Here is a 17,550-nt window from a genome sequence, read left to right as displayed (position 1 = left end):
TTCACGCCAGGCGTCTCGCCGTACCGGCGAAGACGCCCGACGTGGTATCAGACGCGTCGGACGATCCCGAGCGGCGTGGACTCGTGACCCTGGCCGAGCGGGTTGTCGGCGAGGATCGCGACGAGGCGTCGCTCACCCGCCTTGTCGAGGGTCGATCCGAGGATGTTGCCGCCGAGGTCGTTGATGTCGACGACGGCCACTTCGGCGTCGACCGACAGCATCGACTTCACGTGTGCCGCGACCTCGCGCGGACGCTCCGGCCCGAGCACGACCGCCTTGTTGTACGGCGGGATCGTGCCCTTGGTGGGGCCGTCGATGGCTCGGGCCTTGTCACCGGCGATGCGATAGAAATCGCCCTTGCGCCCGAACGCCTTGGTCACGGCCGAAACTGCGGCCGCGAAGAGGATGCGAGGAGTCCCGCACTCGCGAAGCGCCATCTCCATCGTCTCGGGCATGCCCAGGCCGATGCCGTAGGGCGTGCGCGTGACGTACTTCGACAAGAACAGGGCGAGTCGTCGCGGGTGGATGTCGTCGACCAGGTACGAGCGTCCCTGGGTGATCGCGACGATCTTCTCGGTGACGAAGAGGATGTCGCCCGGCTCCACCGGGTCGATCGCGTATTCGCGGAGAAAAGCATCGAGGTCGTCGCCCGGCATCACGACCCGGGTGCGGATCGGAATGCGGGCGTACGAGGCACCCTCGACGAGTGTGGTCAGTGCTTTTCCGGCGTTGGCCGCGTCGGTCACGGGAGTGCTGCTTACTCGAGGTAGTCGCGGAGCGACTGCGAGCGGCTCGGGTGACGGAGCTTGGCCATCGTCTTGGACTCGATCTGGCGGATGCGCTCACGCGTCACACCGAAGGTGTCGCCGATCTGGTCGAGCGTCTTCGGCTGACCGTCGCCCAGGCCGAAGCGCATGCGGATCACGCCGGCTTCGCGCTCCGACAGCGAATCGAGGAGCGATTCGAGCTGACGCTGGAGCATCGTGAAGCCGACAGCGTCTGCGGGAACGACAGCTTCGGTGTCTTCGATGAGGTCACCGAACTCGCTGTCTCCGTCTTCACCGAGCGGCGTGTGCAACGAGATGGGCTCGCGCCCGTACTTCTGCACCTCGATGACCTTCTCAGGGGTCATATCGAGCTCACGGCTCAGCTCTTCGGGAGTGGGTTCGCGGCCGAGGTCTTGCAGCATCTGCCGCTGAACGCGGGCGAGCTTATTGATGACCTCAACCATGTGGACCGGGATGCGGATGGTGCGCGCCTGGTCGGCCATGGCACGGGTGATCGCCTGACGGATCCACCACGTGGCGTACGTCGAGAACTTGAAGCCCTTGGTGTAGTCGAACTTCTCGACCGCGCGGATCAGACCGAGGTTGCCCTCCTGGATCAGGTCGAGGAACTGCATTCCGCGACCCGTGTAGCGCTTGGCGAGCGAGACGACCAGACGAAGGTTGGCTCCCAGGAGGTGGCTCTTGGCGCGTTGCCCGTCGCGGGCGACCCACTGCAGGTCGAGTCCGAGTTGGTTCGACTTCTCAGCCGCCGACATGTGCGAGAGCTTCTCTTCGGCGAACAGACCCGCCTCGATCCGCATGGCGAGCTCGACCTCTTCGGCCGCGTTCAGAAGCGGGACTTTACCGATCTGCTTCAGGTAGTCCTTGACGGGGTCTGCTGTCGCTCCGGTGATCTGCGCGGAGTAGACCGGAACGTCGTCTTCGTCGCTCGACGAGATGACGATCGCGCCCGTGGGCAGCGGTTCCGTGAAAGCGGGCTTCGTGGCTTCTTCGTCGTCGTCGTCGGCCTCGGCCTTCTTCGGCGCAGCAGCCGCGGGAGCGTCGTCGCTCACTTCTTCGACGTCGTCGGTCACTTCGACTTCGACCTCGACGTCGCCGTCGACCTCGTCTTCCGGCGCGTCCTCCGAAGCGGTCTTCGCCTTCGTCGTCTTCGCCGGGGCCTTCGCCTTCGCGGGAGCTTTCGCCTTCGCCGGGGCCTTCGCCTTGGCGGGAGCCTTCTTCGCCGGCGCCGTCGTGGGCGCTTCGGTTTCGACCTCGACGCTGTCGAGGTCGGTGTCCTTCGGGGTGCGGGTCTTGGTGCTCGTGCCTGCCACGTTTCGCCTTTCACCGGGGATGTCCGTCGGCTACCGCCGGACGTTCTCGGACACTAGTAAGACCCTTGTCAAGTCCGATCAGCGAAGCTCGTGCTTGCGCCGACCGGTCGACAACGGGTCAGGTTCTTCATTGTCGCACACGTTAGGCGGAGGCCCGAACGAGCGAGGAAGCGTACACCGGAGACAACGTGCGGGTCCAGCAACGTATTCCGGTCAGCCGAGGCCGCTTCGCGAGTCGTCGTCTCCGGACGGACGCGAGGCGAGGAATCGTTCGAGCTCTGCGCCGAGTTCATCGGCGCTCGGCAGATCACCGGTGTGGATGATCGGCGTCGCCCGCGTGGAGCCCGCCATGTACGAGTCGTAACGCTCTTCGAGGCCCTCGATCATGCGCGTCAGATCATCGCTTCCGGCGACTTGATCTTGCACCTTCACGAGGAAGTCCCGGTTCTCATCGCGCAGGCGGTCACCCGCGAAGATGAGGCCGGTGGCGACGGTGAGGCTGTCGAGCCCCGCGAGTGCTGCGGCGGGGTACTCGGTGTCGCCGAGGTAGTGCGGGACGAGAAGAACGAAGCCGGCCACTTTGGCGCCGGCCGCCGCGAACCGGTATTCGAGCAGGTGACCGACGGTTGCCGGAACCTGCGTCTGCGGACGCCAGACCGAATGTGCCTCCGCGAGATCGGCGCGCGTGCCGCTGACCGTCGTACCCACCGGGCGGGTGTGCGGGACCGGCATGGGGATGGAGTGGACCCACGTCACCGAAGAGACTTCGAGGAGAGCCGCGATTTCGAGCACCGCCGCCGCGAAGGCATCCCACGCGAAGTCGGGTTCGTAGCCGGCGAGGAGGACGAACGGCTGACCGAGCGCGTCGTGAGCGAGCGAGAACTCCAAACGGGACGGCTGGTAGTCGGTGAGGTGGTCCTCGTCGAAGGAGATGATCGGTCGACGTGCGCGGTAATCGAGGAGCACATCGTTCGAGAACACGAAGACCGGCGAAGGCTCGAGGTCTGTACGGAAGTGATCGATGACCTGCGCCACCGCGCCCCCGGCATCCGTGAAACCGGTGAGCGTGATCACGAGCGGCAGGCCCGGCGGCACGGGGGGTGCCGATGCGGCGCGGTCGTACAGCGGCGCTGAAGAAGGCATGTCTCCACTCTAGAAGCCGTGCGCGGCGCGAGGCCCGCGTGCGGGTCCCGCTGACAGCGAACAGCCGTCCATAGAATGGAGACATGCCGTTCCCCCGCCTCGCGCACAGCAACTCGTCGGTCCACGAAGCCGATGCCGACGCGCTCCTTCTCGTCCTGCCGCACCTCGAGCCGTCGTCCGAGATCGAAGGATGGCCCGGGCTCGCCGCGGTGCTGAGCCGTGTCGGATTCACGGGCGCGGCGGGGTCGTACCAGCGTGTGGCCCTGGATGACCTCGCTCTCCCGCTGGCCGTCGTCGGGCGCGGGCGGCGCGACGACGTCGCCTCGTTGCGGGATGCTGCGGGCGTGGGCGCCCGCATGCTCACGGGCTTCGAGCGGGTCGCGATCGCCGCGCCCGGCGCCGTGGGCGCCATCTGGCGTCCCCTCGCGGAGGGTGCGGTTCTCGGGGGCTATCGGTTCGCCGGCTACGCCACCAAGCCACCGGCCGCGCGGGCGGCGACCGTCACCGTTCACTCCGACGACACTCCGACAGAGGCCGACATCGCGGCCGTGCACGCGATCGGCGACGCCGTCGCTCTGGTGAAAGACCTCGTGACGACGCCGGCCGAGTGGTTCGGCCCCGCTGATTTCGCCGAACGCGCTCAGTCCTCCGTGGCGGACCTCGACGTCGATGTACGCGTCTGGGACGAACGACAGCTGCGCGAAGACGGCTTCGGCGGGATACTCGGGGTCGGTCAGGGGTCAGACCGTCCGCCTCGCCTGGTGCGACTCGACTACGCCCCCGCGGGCGCCACGCGACACGTCTCCCTGGTCGGCAAGGGCATCACCTTCGACACCGGCGGACTCTCCCTCAAGCCCGCAGCATCCATGGTGGGCATGAAGTACGACATGTGCGGGGCGGCCACGGTGCTCGCGGTCGTTCGCGCCGCGGCGGCCCTGTCGCTGCCCGTTCGGGTGACCGGGTGGCTGTGCATCGCCGACAACATGCCGTCAGGGCGCGCGATTCGCCCGGGCGACGTGCTGCGGATCCTCGACGGGCAGACGGTCGAAGTCACGAACACCGATGCGGAAGGGCGACTCGTGTTGGCCGACGGCCTCGTCGCCGCGAGCCGCGAGAACCCCGACCTGCTCATCGACATCGCCACGCTCACCGGCGCGGTGACCGTCGCGCTCGGCACCCGGCACACCGGCGTCATGGGCGATGACGAGGCGGTCGCGAGCTATCTCGCCGCGTCGGAGCGGGCGGCTGAGCTCGCCTGGCAGTTGCCTCTTCCCGAGCACATGCGCGACGACCTCGACTCCCCCATCGCCGACCTCCAGAACGCGAAGATGGGTGACCCCGCGGGCGGCACGATGTTCGCCGGCCTCTTCCTCGAGAAGTTCGTCGGACGGATCTCGGACAGCGACGACGCCCCGCGGATTCCGTGGGTGCACCTCGACATCGCGGGTGTCGGTATGAACAAGAGCGCGCCGTTCGGATTCACCGACAAGGGCGTCACAGGCGCCGCCACGCGATCGCTCATCGAGCTGCTCACCGCCGAGGCGGCGCGGTGAGCGAACACTCCGCCGACCTCGTCATCCTGGGCGGAGGAAGCGGTGGCTACGCCGCCGCTCTGCGTGCGGCGGAGCTGGGCGCGTCGGTAGTGATCGTGGAGCGCGACAAGCTCGGCGGAACGTGCCTGCACCGCGGGTGCATTCCGACCAAGGCGCTGCTGCACGCCGGTGAAGTCGCCGATACCGCGCGCGAGGCAGCATCCGTCGGCGTCCGTGCCACGCTCGACGGCGTCGATCCCGCCGGTGTCCGTGCCTATCGCGAGGGCATCGTCGCAAAGAAGTACAAGGGGCTGCAGGGTCTCATCTCGGCTCGCGGCATCACCGTCGTGAACGGCGAGGGCGTTCTCGTCGACGGCCCTGCCGTGCGCGTCGGCGACGACATCTACCGCGGACACGACGTCATCGTCGCAACCGGCTCGTACAGCCGAACCCTCCCCGGCCTGACCCTCGGAGGGCGCGTTCTGGCCAGCGAGCAGGCGCTCGAACTCGAAGAGATCCCGCGGAGCGTCGTCGTCCTCGGCGGCGGCGTCATCGGGGTCGAGTTCGCCAGCGCATGGCGCTCATTGGGCGCCGAGGTCACCATCGTCGAGGCCCTCGACCGATTGCTTCCGACGGAGGACGCATCGTCGAGCAAGGCACTCGAACGCGCATACCGAAAGCGCGGCATCGTCGCGCGAACAGGCGTGCGCTTCGAATCGCTCACTCAGACCCCGGATGCTGTCACCGTGCGGCTCGGCGACGGAACCGAGCTATCAGCGGACTACGTCCTCGTCGCCGTGGGCCGCGCCCCGTCGACCGGGTCGCTCGGACTCGAAGAAGCGGGCATCGTTCTGGAACGAGGCTTCGTCCGCACCGACGATCGGCTTCGCACCGACGTGGCACACGTGTGGGCCATCGGAGACATCGTCGCGGGCCCGCAGCTCGCCCACCGCAGCTTTCAGCAGGGAATGTTCGTCGCCGAAGAGATCGCGGGGCTCTTCCCTGTCGTCGTCAGCGACGACCAGATCCCGCGCGTCGCGTATTCCCGGCCCGAGGTCGCCTCGGTGGGCCTCACCGAGGCTGCGGCCGTTGCCGCGCACGGGGACGACTCGGTCGTGACGCTCGAGTACAACCTGGCCGGCAACGCCAAGAGCGAGATCCTCGGCACGGCCGGTGTCGTGAAGATCATCCGCAAGAAGAACGGCCCGATCATCGGGGCGCACCTCGTCGGAGACCGTGTCGGAGAACTGATCACCGAAGCACAGCTGGCGATCGGCTGGGAAGCGCATCCAGAAGACATCGCGCCGTTCGTCCATGCCCATCCGACCCAGAGCGAGGCGCTCGGCGAAGCGTTCCTCGCGCTGGCCGGTAAACCCCTGCACACGCTCTGATGCATCCTCGCGTCACTAAGCTAGAAACACTTACGGTTTTAAAGGAGACAAGCTCATGAGCACTTCCGTCGTCCTCCCCGCGCTCGGAGAGAGCGTCACCGAGGGAACGGTGACCCGCTGGCTCAAGAACGTCGGCGACACCGTCCAGGAAGACGAAGGTCTGCTGGAGATCTCGACCGACAAGGTCGACACCGAGATCCCCTCGCCGGTCAGCGGCGTTCTCGAAGAGATTCTCGTCCAGGAGGACGAGACGATCGAGGTCGGCGCGATCCTGGCCAAGATCGGAGACGGTTCATCCGCTCCCGAGTCGGCAGCGCCCGCTGACGAGGCCCCCGCTGCGGAGCCCACCCCGGCCCCCGCCGAGGCTGCGCCCGCAGCCGAGCCGGAGCCCGAGGCACCCGCCGCACCGCAGTCGGCCCCGGCAGCATCCGGCGACAGCACAGAGGTCAAGCTTCCCGAACTGGGCGAGAGCGTCACCGAGGGCACCGTCACCCGCTGGCTCAAGGCCGTCGGCGACGATGTCGCCGTGGACGAGCCGCTCCTCGAGATCTCGACAGACAAGGTCGACACCGAGATCCCCTCCCCCGTCGCCGGAACTCTGCAGGAGATCCTGGTCGCCGAGGATGAGACCGTCGAGGTCGGTGCGGCACTCGCCCGCATCGGGAGCGGCGCTGCCGCACCGGCGGCCCCTGCCCCCGAAGCTCCGCAGGCGGAGGCTGCCCCCGAGGCACCTTCGACCGAGAAGCCCGTCGAGGCAGAAGCACCCGCTCCGAAGGCGGACGCACCCGCGGCAGCACCGGCTCCGAAGGCCGAGGCTCCCGCTCCGGCAGCTCCTGCGCCGGCGGCCGAGGCTCCGAAGGCCGCTGCGCCCGCAGCATCCGCCCCGTCCGAGTCGACCACCACGTCGAACGACGAGGTGACCTACGTCACCCCGCTCGTGCGCCGCCTCGCGCAGCAGCAGGGCGTGGATCTGACGACGGTCACCGGAAGCGGTGTCGGGGGGCGCATCCGCAAGGAAGACGTGCTCAAGGCCGCCGAGGCTGCTAAGGCACCCGTTGCCGCTCCGTCGGCCCCCAGCGCTCCCGCGGCGGCGCCCGCAGCAGTTGAGGTCTCGCCGCTGCGCGGCACCACCCAGAAGATGTCGCGTCTGCGCAAGGTCATCGCCGAGCGTGCGGTTGCGTCGATGCAGGCCACTGCGCAGCTCACGACCGTGGTCGAGGTCGACGTCACGAAGGTTTCGGCCTTCCGCGACGCCGTGAAGGCGCAGTTCCAGGAGAAGACCGGCGACAAGCTGTCGTTCCTTCCCTTCTTCGCCCTCGCCGCGATCGAGGCCCTTCAGGCGTTCCCGATCGTCAACTCGACGGTCGACGGCGACTCGATCGTCTACCCCGACTCGGAGAACATCTCGATCGCGGTCGACACCGAGCGCGGTCTGCTCACCCCCGTCATCCGCGATGCGGGAGGGAAGAACCTCGCTCAGCTGGCTCGCGAGATCGCCGACCTGGCAGCTCGCACGCGTGACAACAAGCTGAAGCCCGACGAGCTTGCCGGCGGAACCTTCACGCTGACGAACACCGGCTCGCGGGGCGCACTCTTCGACACCCCGATCGTCTTCCTCCCGCAGTCGGCCATCCTCGGCCTCGGTGCGGTCGTGAAGAAGCCCGGCGTCGTGGTGGTCGACGGCAAGGACGCCATCTCGGTGCGTTCCTACGTCTACCTCGCCCTGTCGTACGACCACCGCATCATCGATGGCGCCGACGCCGCCCGCTTCTTGGGTGCCGTCAAGGCTCGCCTGGAGGGCGCGCAGTTCGAGGGCCAGCTCGGAATCTGAGTATCGTCTTCTTCGGGGTCGCCTCCCCGTGAAGCTCAGGATGGCGCATCGGTGACGTCGTGTACGTCGCGGATGCGCCATCCGTCTTCTGTCTCGACCACGGTCACGATCTGCATCGGGAGTCCCTGCAGCGAATCGACCCGTACGACGACAAGGCCACCGAGATCGTCGAGCAGGCTGACCGATCGCCGATCGCCGGCTTCGTCTATCGCCCCGTGGGGCAGGTCGTTGGCGGGGTCTTCCAGCACCCCGGCCAGACACGCGGTGTCGGTGCACGCATTCCGTCGATCCAGCAGCTCCGCGGTGACCGCAGCGAGGTCGTCCGGGGATGCGCTGATGGGCGCCGCGGTTGTTGCAGGCTCGGCGGTAGCGGAGTGGGTCGGAACCCCGGTGGCGACCGCCGCAGTCGGCACCGCGTCGTCGGAGCCGGTGGGCCACAGCAGTCCGGCGACAACGATCACCCCCGCGATCCCCGACGCCACCTGCAGAGGCCGTCTCGGCGACCGCGAGCGGCGTACGCGGTGGAGGACGACGGTCAGGGCATCGGATGCCGCGGCCGCCAGGTCGGCATCGGCGTGAAAGGCCAATCGTTGCCAGAGAGATCGCGGGGGTGGTTCGTCGGTTGCCTTCGTCTCGTGCGCCAGCCTGCGGGCGCGCAACGGGCCGAAGACCTGCGTGACCAGCGGTTCGGGATCGGCGCAGCCGAAGAGCCTTTCCTCCCATTCCGCGGCAGCCGACGTGAAGCCGGGATGCAGGCTCGCGTCAGCGAGATCACGCAGCGCCGCGCCCAGCCGGCTGCGCGGGAACGCCTCGCCGATGCCGGCGATGATCTCTGCCGACGCGACGCCGGTGGACACGTCGCCGACGCCTTCGACGAGCAGGGGTCTGCCGTCTTCGGCGAGCCACCACTCGCCTTCGATCTCCCCGGCCCGCGCGAGTGAGGGTGCGAGTCCTCGCACGACACTGACGGCGAGGGTGATCGCCTCGCCGTTCGACAGCGGCGCCGCCGCGTCGGCGCGTCTCACCAGAAACGCGTCTACCCGCTCGGTGAGCGCAGGCACCACGACGTCGTGACCGTCGGCCCGGCGGACGACATCGATCGGGGCGAGCAAGTGCGGTTCGCCCTCGGCGCCCCAGCCCGGCCAGTCGACCACCGCGGTTCGGTCGACCAGCAGCACTTTGCGTCCGTCCGGCGCGCGGGCGAACATTCCCGGTAGCGGGCTGTCGGGCGGCTCGACCGGATCGAGGGGTTCGTAGACCGCGTACGCCGCCGGGGATGTCGTCGAGATCACACCCGATGCTCGCGCGCCCCTGGAGGCACAGACCACGATCCGCCCGGTCGGTGGATCACGGCAGAGGTAGTTGCGCTTGGGGAGGAGAGGATGCGGGCGCGAAAGCTAGAATCGATGACATGGCCGCTCGACCCTCCGCTCCTGAGAAGCGCCCCAACTTCTTCTCCCAGCTCCGCACCCTCTTCACGTTCACGCGTGAGGCGTTCCCCTGGTTGCCCTACGCGCTCGCCGGGATCGTCATTCTCGGCATCGCGGCCGGCGTCGGAATCGGGTTCCTGATCCCGCCCATTGCGGTGTGGAGCATCATCCTCTGGGGCGTCACCGGCCTCCTCGCCGGCATCCTGGTCGCGATGATCACCATGACACGACTGTCGACCAAGGCTATGTACCGCAAGATCGACGGGATGCCCGGAGCCGCCGGCCATGTGCTCTCGACGTCGCTCGGCCGCAACTGGCAGGCGTCCGAAATGCCCGTCGGCGTCAACCCGCGAACGCAAGAAGCCGTCTACCGAGCCGTCGGTCGCGGTGGCGTCGTGCTGGTCGGCGAGGGCGCGCGCGGACGCCTGACCCGCCTCGTGAACGAGGAGCGTTCCAAGGTGCAGCGCGTCGCGTCCGGCGTGCCCGTCACCGTCTTCTACCTCGGCCACGGCGAAGACGAGGTTTCGGTCGCGAAGCTGTCGGCTGCCATCAAGAGCCTGCCGAAGAAGGTCGACCGCACGACCATGGCGGCCGTCATCAAGCGCATCGAGTCTGTCTCGCAGTCGCTCGCGTCGCTGCCGATCCCGAAGGGCATCGACCCGACGAAGGCTCGGGCCCCGCGCCCCCGCTGACGCTCAGGCGCGGACGAGCACCGTTCCGACGGCCTTGTCGTGAAGGCCACGCTGGTCGGCGTCCCAGATCACCGCGGGAATGACGAGAATCAGCAGCAGCGTGCGGACGATGGGGCGCCAGAGGCCGACCCATCCGCCGTCCAGTCGCTGCAGGCGCAGACCGAAGAGCCGGTGGCCCGGGCTGCCCTGCAACGTCGGCAGGAACACGAGTTGGATCGCAGAGAAGATCGCGAAGATCGCCAGCGGGTCCCACGCGAAGAAGCCCGAGATCAGGTACGCCGCGCCATAATCGACGAACAGTGCACCCACCCGTCGGCCGAGGCGAGCGACGGAGGCCGTGCCTTCACGGGGATACCCGAGTCGTTCTCCGGGAAAGTCAGGCGCGGTTTCGGTCATCCGACCAGCCTAACGACGCAGGCGTAACGTCCCGGAAACATATGGGACACTGACGGGCAATCCCCCGCCGATAGGTTCGACTGGTCAGGCCCAGCGTCCGACGCATCCCGATTCGCTACCTCTGGAGTCTTCATGTTCAAAGATTCGTCCGAGGTTCTGCGCTTCATCCAGGAAGAGGACGTCAAGTTCCTCGATATCCGTTTCACGGATCTCCCGGGTGTGCAGCAGCACTTCAACATCCCCGCTGCCACTGTCGACGAGGAGTTCTTCACCGTCGGCCAGCTCTTCGACGGGTCCTCGATCCGCGGGTTCGCGAACATCCACGAATCGGACATGCAGCTGATTCCCGATGTCACGACCGCGTACCTCGACCAGTTCCGCGAAGCGAAGACGCTCATCATGGTCTTCGACATCTACAACCCCCGCAACGGTGAGATCTACTCGAAGGACCCGCGTCAGGTCGCCAAGAAGGCAGAAAAGTACCTCGCCTCGACCGGCATCGCCGACACCGCATTCTTCGCGCCCGAGGCGGAGTTCTACATCTTCGACGACGTGCGTTACGAGGTGAAGCAGAACTCCAGCTTCTACTCCGTCGACTCCGAAGAGGGCGCCTGGAACACCGGCCGCGAAGAAGAGGGCGGAAACCTCGCCAACAAGACGCCCTACAAGGGCGGCTACTTCCCCGTTTCGCCCGTCGACAAGACGGCCGACCTGCGCGACGACATCACCCTCAAGCTGATCGAGTCGGGCTTCACGCTCGAGCGCTCGCACCACGAGGTCGGCACCGGTGGTCAGCAGGAGATCAACTACCGCTTCGACACGATGCTGCACTCGGCCGACGACATCTTGAAGTTCAAGTACATCGTCAAGAACACCTGCGAGCAGTGGGGCAAGGTCGCCACCTTCATGCCGAAGCCGCTCTTCGGCGACAACGGCTCGGGTATGCACACCCACCAGTCGCTGTGGCAGGACGGCAAGCCCCTGTTCTACGACGAGACCGGCTACGGCGGGCTGTCCGACATCGCGCGCTGGTACATCGGCGGTCTGCTGGCGCACGCGCCCGCCGTGCTCGCCTTCACCAACCCGACGCTGAACAGCTATCACCGTCTGGTCAAGGGCTTCGAGGCTCCGGTCAACCTGGTCTACTCGGCCGGTAACCGTTCGGCTGCCATCCGCATCCCGATCACCGGTTCGAACCCCAAGGCCAAGCGCATCGAGTTCCGTGCTCCGGATGCTTCGGGCAACCCGTATCTCGCCTTCGCGGCCCAGCTGATGGCCGGCATCGACGGCATCAAGAACCGCATCGAGCCGCACGAGCCCGTCGACAAGGACCTCTACGAGCTTCCTCCCGAGGAGGCCAAGAACATCCCGCAGGTTCCGAACTCGCTGCTCGACTCGCTCGAAGCGCTCCGCGCCGACCACGAGTTCCTGCTCGCCGGCGGCGTCTTCACGCCGGAGCTCATCGAGACCTGGATCGACTACAAGATCGAGAACGAGATCCAGCCGATGGCGCAGCGCCCGCACCCGTTCGAGTACGAGCTGTACTTCGGGGTGTAGCAAGATGGTGCGGAATTCCTGGGGTTAGTCTGTAGGGAGTCCGCAGAATCTCCAAAGGGCCCCTGAATGCTTCGGCTTCAGGGGCCCTTTCTCGATATGATTCGAACAGACCTTTACAGGACGGCCGGCCAAAGGAATCAAGGTGAGTCATGACTCCCACAACTCGAGCAGCGATGAGGGGAACCTCTCACGGCATGTTCGTGGGACTGACGGGCAACCGGGCGCGTCTGACGAGCATGACCAAAGCGTTGAGTCAGCCGACGCCCACGAAGTTGACCACGATGAAGCGATCGAAGCCGAGCTCGAAGCAGAGTCAGAACGGCAAGGCCCTCTAGGCGCTATCGGCGCTTCCTTCTCGGGTCCGCTGCCTCCTGCGTCGATTCTTCGTGGCTATGAGGAGTTGGTGCCGGGGAGCGCGGCCGACATCATCGGTGCTCATGTGCGCAATGAGAATGCCCGTGCGGGTGCTCTGACTCGGCTCACACGCGCCGAGTCGTTTGGAGTCATCGTGGGCACCCTCGGTGCTCAGGTCCTGACTGTGGGTGGCCTCGTGTCGGGCGTGATACTCGTCGTGAACGGCTTTCCTGCCGAGTCATTGTTCGGCTTCATTCCGGCCGCTGTAAGTTCAACCGCGCTGGTCGTTTCAGCCGTCCGCGGTAACCGAGCGGACTGAGGCTGCGGGCGGACGCAAGACCGCTGCAACGGCGCGAGTCTGACGACGAGGCGTACATCGATGCCGCTTTCGAGACGGCGTCCTGATGCCGGAGCCGATTGTCATCAATGCTCGGTTCAACGGCGGCGCGCTGGTGATGTCGCTGCGCCCCTGCCCTACAACGACTCCATCACGTTGGTGACGATCACCGGCGGCGAAACTGCGCTGTCGCTGCTGCCACACCAAGCAGGCGCTTTCCGCCGCACTGAGCAGAGCGGTCGCGTGAAGCACCCGCAGGTGACTAAGGAGGAAGCTCTGCAGGCTGCGGGCAAGGTCTACGCCCGCGAACTGATCCGGCTCGCTGAGGAGCGAGCCATCGCCGAAGCAACGAAGAAAGGCCCCGGCGCTGCTGGAACAGCGGCCGAGGCCATGAACCCAATGAAGGGAACGAACTCATGAGCATCATCGCAGATCCCCCCGCCGGTCTCGAGAGCTGGCCGGACATCCGCTCGGTCATGCAGGCAGGCGGCGGTTTGATGACCGTCGATGCCGTTGCGTCGACGATCGCGCAATGGGAGGAACATCAGAGCGGGCGCCGTCTGATCCACCGCGTCGAAAACCCCGGCCGCGGCCCGTCGATCTACGTGCACCCAACTCTCGTCGACACCGTTCGCCGTTAGTACGCCGATATCCGTCCGATGCTGTCGAACTACACCCCCACCGGCGTTGAGGATGACGAGCCGACGCCGCCAACGTCGACCGACGACCGGATGATGCCGTGCCCGCGGCCCACCTCCCGCATGGCGGTGTTCCTCTCTCCCCGGATCTCCGCAGGAAAACGCACACCCCGGTGACACCCCCCCCTGAGGAGCTTCGCATGACCGCCTCTGATCGACACGTTCGAGCGTTCGATCGCTCCGTGCGGGCGCGCAGCCTCGAGGCGGTCGACATGGCTGCACCAATGATCGAGTTAGGTCGCGACCTGGCGCGTCTGATCGATCGAGACGGGATCACGGTGCGGCCGCTGACGATGTACCGCGCTGTGCTCAGCGAGTTGCGGCGCTACCCGCGCGGCTGATCCCCGGAGCCGTGGTCAAGACCCTGCCGCCACGCGGGCGTCCCTCAACAGGACGAATGCGGCGTAGATCGCTTCCGTTTTGACCTCCGGTGCTGCGATGTGGCTGTAGTTGGAGGCCGCGAGTCGGAGTTGTTCGCCGTCCAGGAGGAACGTGAACGCGAAGTCGCGGGTTCGGGGGTAAGTGTCTACACCGTCGAAGTAGCTGTGCCGGGTTTCGACGGCCAGCTCACTGATCTCGTCGAAGTACCTGACGCGGGTCACACGCGATCCGTCTGTTCCAAGCGTGGTCGCCTCGACGGTGACCAAGAACCCTGGGTAGACGATGACGAGCCGGCCGCTTCGATCGTCGTCGAGCTGGCCTGTCACGGCTACGGGCTCGGCTTCCTCCCCCGCGCTGAGAAGGACCGACGACACAACTGCTCCCACGGCTCGGCCGAGGTCGTTCGGTGGAAAGTCTTGCGCGGCGTCGAGGGCCTGGTACCAGCCGGGGAGCGCTTTGATTGCATAGTAGAGGCGGACGGGGTGGCTCAGTTCGTCGTCTGTCATGCCGTTCACGGTAGACGGTGGCACCGACACCCATGAAGGCTGGTATCCACCTCAGCGGGGCGCACGGTGCCGGGGAGGGGCATGTCGGGGGTCCGTCGTACCCTTCCGACGTGGGCGTCCACTCGGGGCGCGGCTGACGCGAAGGAATCGATCATGGCAAGCATCCAGACGGCGAAGACCCAGGCGAGCGGCATCGCCGGCGCGATCAAGGGCAACAGCAGCGCCATGCAGACGCTCGGGAACATCGGGCGCGACCCTCACCCGGAACGGTTGCTCGCCGTCGGGCTTGCTCACGCGGGGAACGCCATCACGGAGCTGATTGCGCTCGTCGACGAGCTGCAGGACGAGGTCGACGCGCTGAAGCGCTCTCGCCGCTGATCCCAGGGCACTTCTGCCGGGGTTCTGGTGTCCGGGGTCCGATCTAGATTGAGCGCATGACCTTCACCGACGCACTACAGCTCGCCGCCGTGCTTGTCGCGGTCGCAGCGTCCATCGTGGCGCTAGTGATCGCGACTGTGGATCGGAAAACTCAGCTCAGGATTGCTGAGAAGGACCGTGCTCAGGCTCGTCTCGCCGTTGAACTCGAGTACGCAGTCCGGTTGAGCACGAACCGCAACATGGGTGGCTCAACCGACCGCGGCGACGCGCAGCGTCTTGGCGCGGAGGCAATGGCGCTCGCCGTAGTCGTGGGCAGGAGGTGGGTCCCTCGCCAGTATGACGATGTCATGGACGGCTTGACGCCTGCCGAGCTGGCGGAGCTGTTAGACGCTCCCGACGGCCCGGACTGGGTGAAGTGGCGAAACGAGGCCGCGTTAGGAGTGCAGGCGATCGTCGACGAGATGTACTCGACATCCCCAGCCTCCAAGAAAGATGCACCGGACGGGACGAGCAACCAAGACGGCGCCAACCCCTGAGGTTCATCGGTCGGGCGCGTGTCAGGGGGAGATAATAGAGGGCGACGAGCCACCGATACCTGTCGCCCGAGATGGTTTGTGAGCCGATCCCCGGGATGACCGTCGTCAACCTCACGGAGCTGCTCTCGAGCGGGAAAGGGCCCGCGTACTTCAAGCCCACCGGGCCCCGAGGGAAGATCACCCTCTACATGGAGGCTGATGTACGGGCACGGGTCGAGGCCCGGCGCGAGAGAACGCGGGACCAGCCGTCGCCGCTATCAGCGAGGCACATGGAGCCAATCAGGCGGTCTCTGAGAGGGCGCGGCGCTGCGCTCGGAGGCGGAGCTGATGCACCGGATTCTGCTTCATGTGCAGGCGGGAGTGCTCTAGCAGGAGGTCTTCGCGCACCACGCGGGTCCTCTGGCCGTCGATGACTTGCCACCCCATCGGCATGCCCCACACCCGCCAGTTGCGGATTGTCCGTCGAGAGCGGCCGACGCGCTTCGCTGCTGATCGGTGGGTGTGCCAGGTGGTGCCAGGGTTCTTGGTCATCGAAGCTCCCAGTCCGCAGCGAGTCCGCAGAATGTCCGCGCGGGCCCGGTATCAGCCATCACCAGCCATGCACAACTTCCGCGGAATCACGCGGATCCCGGCGCCTGCCGCGACCTGCCGTCACCCCGTGAAGAGTACGAGCTGTACTTCGGGGTCCAGGTGGCGTCGGTAGAAGACACACGAAGAGGCCTTCGAATCCCCTGATTGCCCCGCGCACTGCCTCGGTCTGCTGAACCGAGAGATGCCGAGCGGTGCGGTGTTCCGCAGATGGCGGAAACTCAGCGGGTCCAGACGATGTCATCGACCTGACCGACGGGGCCGAATGCCACCCAGTCGTCGGTGACCCTGAAATCGAGCGGGTCGCCGCCACCCTGCTGTTCGGGCGGAGCGACGAGCATCACACCGTCACCGTCTGGCTCGATGCCGAAGCCCAGCTTCTGCACCAGAGCGATGTGGGCGTCGCGCTCCCCCGGCGCGAAGGCCGACCACCCGTAATACAGCTCTGCCGCGCCCGGCCCCGAGTCGACCTGGCCCCAGGGGCATTCGATTGCGGCTCCCGTAGGTTCGAAGCCCAACGATGTGAAGGGCTTGGGGGACGGTGCCAAGTTCTGGGCGCGGAGGTCCCGGTCGACCGTCGGGTCGAGCATCGTGTCGCAACTGATCGTGTCGGCTGCCGGCGGCTCCGTCTCCACCGTCGGTGTCGGCGCGGCGGTCGGAGTCATTACGGGCGTCGGGGCCGGTGTGTCGCTGGCGCGCGTCGGCGTCGGCGTTGGCGTAGTAGTCGGCGGCAGTGCGTCGTCGTCCGTCGGGACGCACCCCGTCAGCATCACGACGACAGCAACAGATAGCGCGATGAAGGATTGTTTGCGGCCCACGCCACCGACCATACTCGCGGGGTCGGCCCTGGCTGCGCGTCGTCAGAGATGAAGGTGCGTGTAGGTCCAACGCCGGCCGGACTGTGCCCTGAGTTCCGAGAGCAACGCCTCGGCCACGGCTGCGGGGTCGACCGTACCGGCGTCGGGGTCGATGACGACGGCGATCTCGCCGACCGCGACGGAGTCGCTGAGATCCCAGTCACCGATCGGGCCGGAGAACGCGCACCGCTGACAGCGGAGTGTGGGTTCCAGGCCCTCCCACCACGAGAGGAACGCTGCTTCTGCATCGTCAGACGGCGCGCTGGATGAGCATTTCGGACACGCTGGGTCGGTCGTCCCGTCGCCCACACCGTAGGCGTCGCGCTTCTGCACGACGGCCAGCGTCCCCTCGCGCATCGACGGGAACAGGCCGCGAGCGTGGGATCCGAGCGTGTACCCCGCGACCTCGGGGTACAACCAGTCCTCGGCGGGAGAAGCAGGATCCGCCCATCCGGAAGCGATCAGCCACCGTCTCGTCTCGTCTGCAACGTGTCCTGCCGACGACGGCGATGTCCCGAGGTCGACGAGGATCTCGCGGTGGTCTCCCATCCGGCGATCCTACGGGCGGCAGACATGAAGAAGCCCCCGGGCAATACCCGGGGGCTCTCTTCGCCGCGTCGTCAGTTCTCGACGGCGTCCTCAGCGTCGGCCATCGCGGCCGAACCTTCTTCGGGCGATTCGGAACCGGCGCCGGTGGCGTCATCGTTCTCCGACATCGCGTCGGCGCTGTTGGGGTTCTCTTTGTCGCTCTGCTCGGTCATCCGGGCCTCCTGCTGTCGTGGTGAGACCAGCCAACCTCTTCGCCGGCGTAGTGGGCAGGGGGTAGCGTGCCGTCCGAATGT

General features: G+C 66.8%; 21 protein-coding genes. 11 read left to right on the top strand and 10 right to left on the bottom strand.

Annotation, left to right across the window (positions count from 1 at the left end; genetic code table 11):
• Window positions 1–47 precede the first annotated feature (47 nt).
• From ACFXQA_RS10110 to ACFXQA_RS10100, 3 genes are all read right to left on the bottom strand, one after another.
• Window positions 48–746, bottom strand: a complete 699-nt coding sequence (locus ACFXQA_RS10110; RefSeq protein WP_394519696.1) for a coenzyme F420-0:L-glutamate ligase — start codon at window positions 744–746, stop codon at window positions 48–50.
• A gap of 11 nt (window positions 747–757) precedes the next feature.
• Complete coding sequence (locus tag ACFXQA_RS10105; protein WP_394519695.1) at window positions 758–2,101, bottom strand: RNA polymerase sigma factor; 1,344 nt, start codon at window positions 2,099–2,101, stop codon at window positions 758–760.
• A gap of 213 nt (window positions 2,102–2,314) precedes the next feature.
• Window positions 2,315–3,244: a PAC2 family protein gene (locus ACFXQA_RS10100; RefSeq protein ID WP_394519694.1), complete on the bottom strand. Its 930-nt coding sequence runs from the start codon at window positions 3,242–3,244 to the stop codon at window positions 2,315–2,317.
• A gap of 83 nt (window positions 3,245–3,327) precedes the next feature.
• Here ACFXQA_RS10100 and ACFXQA_RS10095 point away from each other — a divergent pair, with 83 nt between their 5' ends.
• From ACFXQA_RS10095 to sucB, 3 genes are read left to right on the top strand one after another with little or no spacing between them, the layout of a single operon-like run.
• A complete protein-coding gene (locus tag ACFXQA_RS10095; protein WP_394519693.1) occupies window positions 3,328–4,797 on the top strand; it encodes a leucyl aminopeptidase in 1,470 nt (489 codons plus the stop codon).
• Window positions 4,794–6,167 (top strand): dihydrolipoyl dehydrogenase, encoded by a 1,374-nt coding sequence (lpdA, locus tag ACFXQA_RS10090; RefSeq protein WP_394519692.1) that lies wholly within the window; start codon window positions 4,794–4,796, stop codon window positions 6,165–6,167. Before ACFXQA_RS10095 ends, lpdA begins: the two co-directional genes overlap by 4 nt.
• Window positions 6,168–6,222: 55 nt before the next feature.
• Window positions 6,223–7,998: a 2-oxoglutarate dehydrogenase, E2 component, dihydrolipoamide succinyltransferase gene (gene sucB / locus ACFXQA_RS10085; RefSeq protein ID WP_394519691.1), complete on the top strand. Its 1,776-nt coding sequence runs from the start codon at window positions 6,223–6,225 to the stop codon at window positions 7,996–7,998.
• A 35-nt stretch (window positions 7,999–8,033) separates the two neighbouring features.
• Here the strand turns inward: sucB and ACFXQA_RS10080 are convergent, their stop codons facing one another.
• Window positions 8,034–9,290, bottom strand: a complete 1,257-nt coding sequence (locus tag ACFXQA_RS10080) for a hypothetical protein (protein ID WP_394519690.1) — start codon at window positions 9,288–9,290, stop codon at window positions 8,034–8,036.
• A 119-nt stretch (window positions 9,291–9,409) separates the two neighbouring features.
• Between ACFXQA_RS10080 and ACFXQA_RS10075 the strand changes: the two genes are divergently transcribed.
• Window positions 9,410–10,120, top strand: a complete 711-nt coding sequence (locus ACFXQA_RS10075) for a DUF4191 family protein (RefSeq protein WP_394519689.1) — start codon at window positions 9,410–9,412, stop codon at window positions 10,118–10,120.
• A 3-nt stretch (window positions 10,121–10,123) separates the two neighbouring features.
• On the opposite strand, the gene ACFXQA_RS10070 is transcribed toward ACFXQA_RS10075, so the two are convergent.
• Window positions 10,124–10,516: an RDD family protein gene (locus tag ACFXQA_RS10070; RefSeq protein WP_394519688.1), complete on the bottom strand. Its 393-nt coding sequence runs from the start codon at window positions 10,514–10,516 to the stop codon at window positions 10,124–10,126.
• 132 nt (window positions 10,517–10,648) lie between these two features.
• Between ACFXQA_RS10070 and glnA the strand changes: the two genes are divergently transcribed.
• The 5 genes from glnA to ACFXQA_RS10045 all read left to right on the top strand — a co-directional run bounded on the left by glnA (window position 10,649) and on the right by ACFXQA_RS10045 (window position 13,803).
• Entirely contained in the window at window positions 10,649–12,073 is a 1,425-nt protein-coding gene (gene glnA / locus ACFXQA_RS10065) for a type I glutamate--ammonia ligase (RefSeq protein ID WP_394519687.1), read from the top strand.
• A 142-nt stretch (window positions 12,074–12,215) separates the two neighbouring features.
• On the top strand, window positions 12,216–12,746 hold the full coding sequence (locus ACFXQA_RS10060) for a hypothetical protein (RefSeq protein ID WP_394519686.1): 531 nt from the start codon (window positions 12,216–12,218) through the stop codon (window positions 12,744–12,746).
• Between the two features lie 177 nt (window positions 12,747–12,923).
• Window positions 12,924–13,184: a hypothetical protein gene (locus tag ACFXQA_RS10055; RefSeq protein ID WP_394519685.1), complete on the top strand. Its 261-nt coding sequence runs from the start codon at window positions 12,924–12,926 to the stop codon at window positions 13,182–13,184.
• The gene (locus ACFXQA_RS10050; RefSeq protein ID WP_394519684.1) at window positions 13,181–13,405 is read left to right on the top strand and encodes a hypothetical protein; all 225 of its coding nucleotides are present in this window, start codon (window positions 13,181–13,183) and stop codon (window positions 13,403–13,405) included. Before ACFXQA_RS10055 ends, ACFXQA_RS10050 begins: the two co-directional genes overlap by 4 nt.
• A gap of 197 nt (window positions 13,406–13,602) precedes the next feature.
• Entirely contained in the window at window positions 13,603–13,803 is a 201-nt protein-coding gene (locus tag ACFXQA_RS10045; protein ID WP_394519683.1) for a hypothetical protein, read from the top strand.
• A 15-nt stretch (window positions 13,804–13,818) separates the two neighbouring features.
• Here the strand turns inward: ACFXQA_RS10045 and ACFXQA_RS10040 are convergent, their stop codons facing one another.
• The gene (locus ACFXQA_RS10040; RefSeq protein WP_394519682.1) at window positions 13,819–14,349 is read right to left on the bottom strand and encodes a hypothetical protein; all 531 of its coding nucleotides are present in this window, start codon (window positions 14,347–14,349) and stop codon (window positions 13,819–13,821) included.
• Window positions 14,350–14,502: 153 nt separating this feature from the next.
• Between ACFXQA_RS10040 and ACFXQA_RS10035 the strand changes: the two genes are divergently transcribed.
• Window positions 14,503–14,727, top strand: coding sequence for a hypothetical protein (locus tag ACFXQA_RS10035; RefSeq protein WP_394519680.1), 225 nt, complete (start codon window positions 14,503–14,505; stop codon window positions 14,725–14,727).
• 56 nt (window positions 14,728–14,783) lie between these two features.
• On the top strand, window positions 14,784–15,263 hold the full coding sequence (locus tag ACFXQA_RS10030; protein WP_394519679.1) for a hypothetical protein: 480 nt from the start codon (window positions 14,784–14,786) through the stop codon (window positions 15,261–15,263).
• A 279-nt stretch (window positions 15,264–15,542) separates the two neighbouring features.
• Here the strand turns inward: ACFXQA_RS10030 and ACFXQA_RS10025 are convergent, their stop codons facing one another.
• The 4 genes from ACFXQA_RS10025 to ACFXQA_RS10010 all read right to left on the bottom strand — a co-directional run bounded on the left by ACFXQA_RS10025 (window position 15,543) and on the right by ACFXQA_RS10010 (window position 17,469).
• Window positions 15,543–15,794, bottom strand: coding sequence for a hypothetical protein (locus ACFXQA_RS10025; protein ID WP_394519678.1), 252 nt, complete (start codon window positions 15,792–15,794; stop codon window positions 15,543–15,545).
• A 278-nt stretch (window positions 15,795–16,072) separates the two neighbouring features.
• Window positions 16,073–16,516: a hypothetical protein gene (locus ACFXQA_RS10020; protein ID WP_394519677.1), complete on the bottom strand. Its 444-nt coding sequence runs from the start codon at window positions 16,514–16,516 to the stop codon at window positions 16,073–16,075.
• Between the two features lie 195 nt (window positions 16,517–16,711).
• Complete coding sequence (locus ACFXQA_RS10015; RefSeq protein ID WP_394519676.1) at window positions 16,712–17,257, bottom strand: hypothetical protein; 546 nt, start codon at window positions 17,255–17,257, stop codon at window positions 16,712–16,714.
• Window positions 17,258–17,328: 71 nt separating this feature from the next.
• Window positions 17,329–17,469: a hypothetical protein gene (locus tag ACFXQA_RS10010; RefSeq protein WP_394519675.1), complete on the bottom strand. Its 141-nt coding sequence runs from the start codon at window positions 17,467–17,469 to the stop codon at window positions 17,329–17,331.
• Window positions 17,470–17,550 lie beyond the last annotated feature (81 nt).

The organism is Microbacterium shimangi, assembly GCF_043556445.1.
Classification (GTDB): domain Bacteria; phylum Actinomycetota; class Actinomycetes; order Actinomycetales; family Microbacteriaceae; genus Microbacterium.
This window is presented reverse-complemented; position numbering and strand designations above follow the sequence as displayed.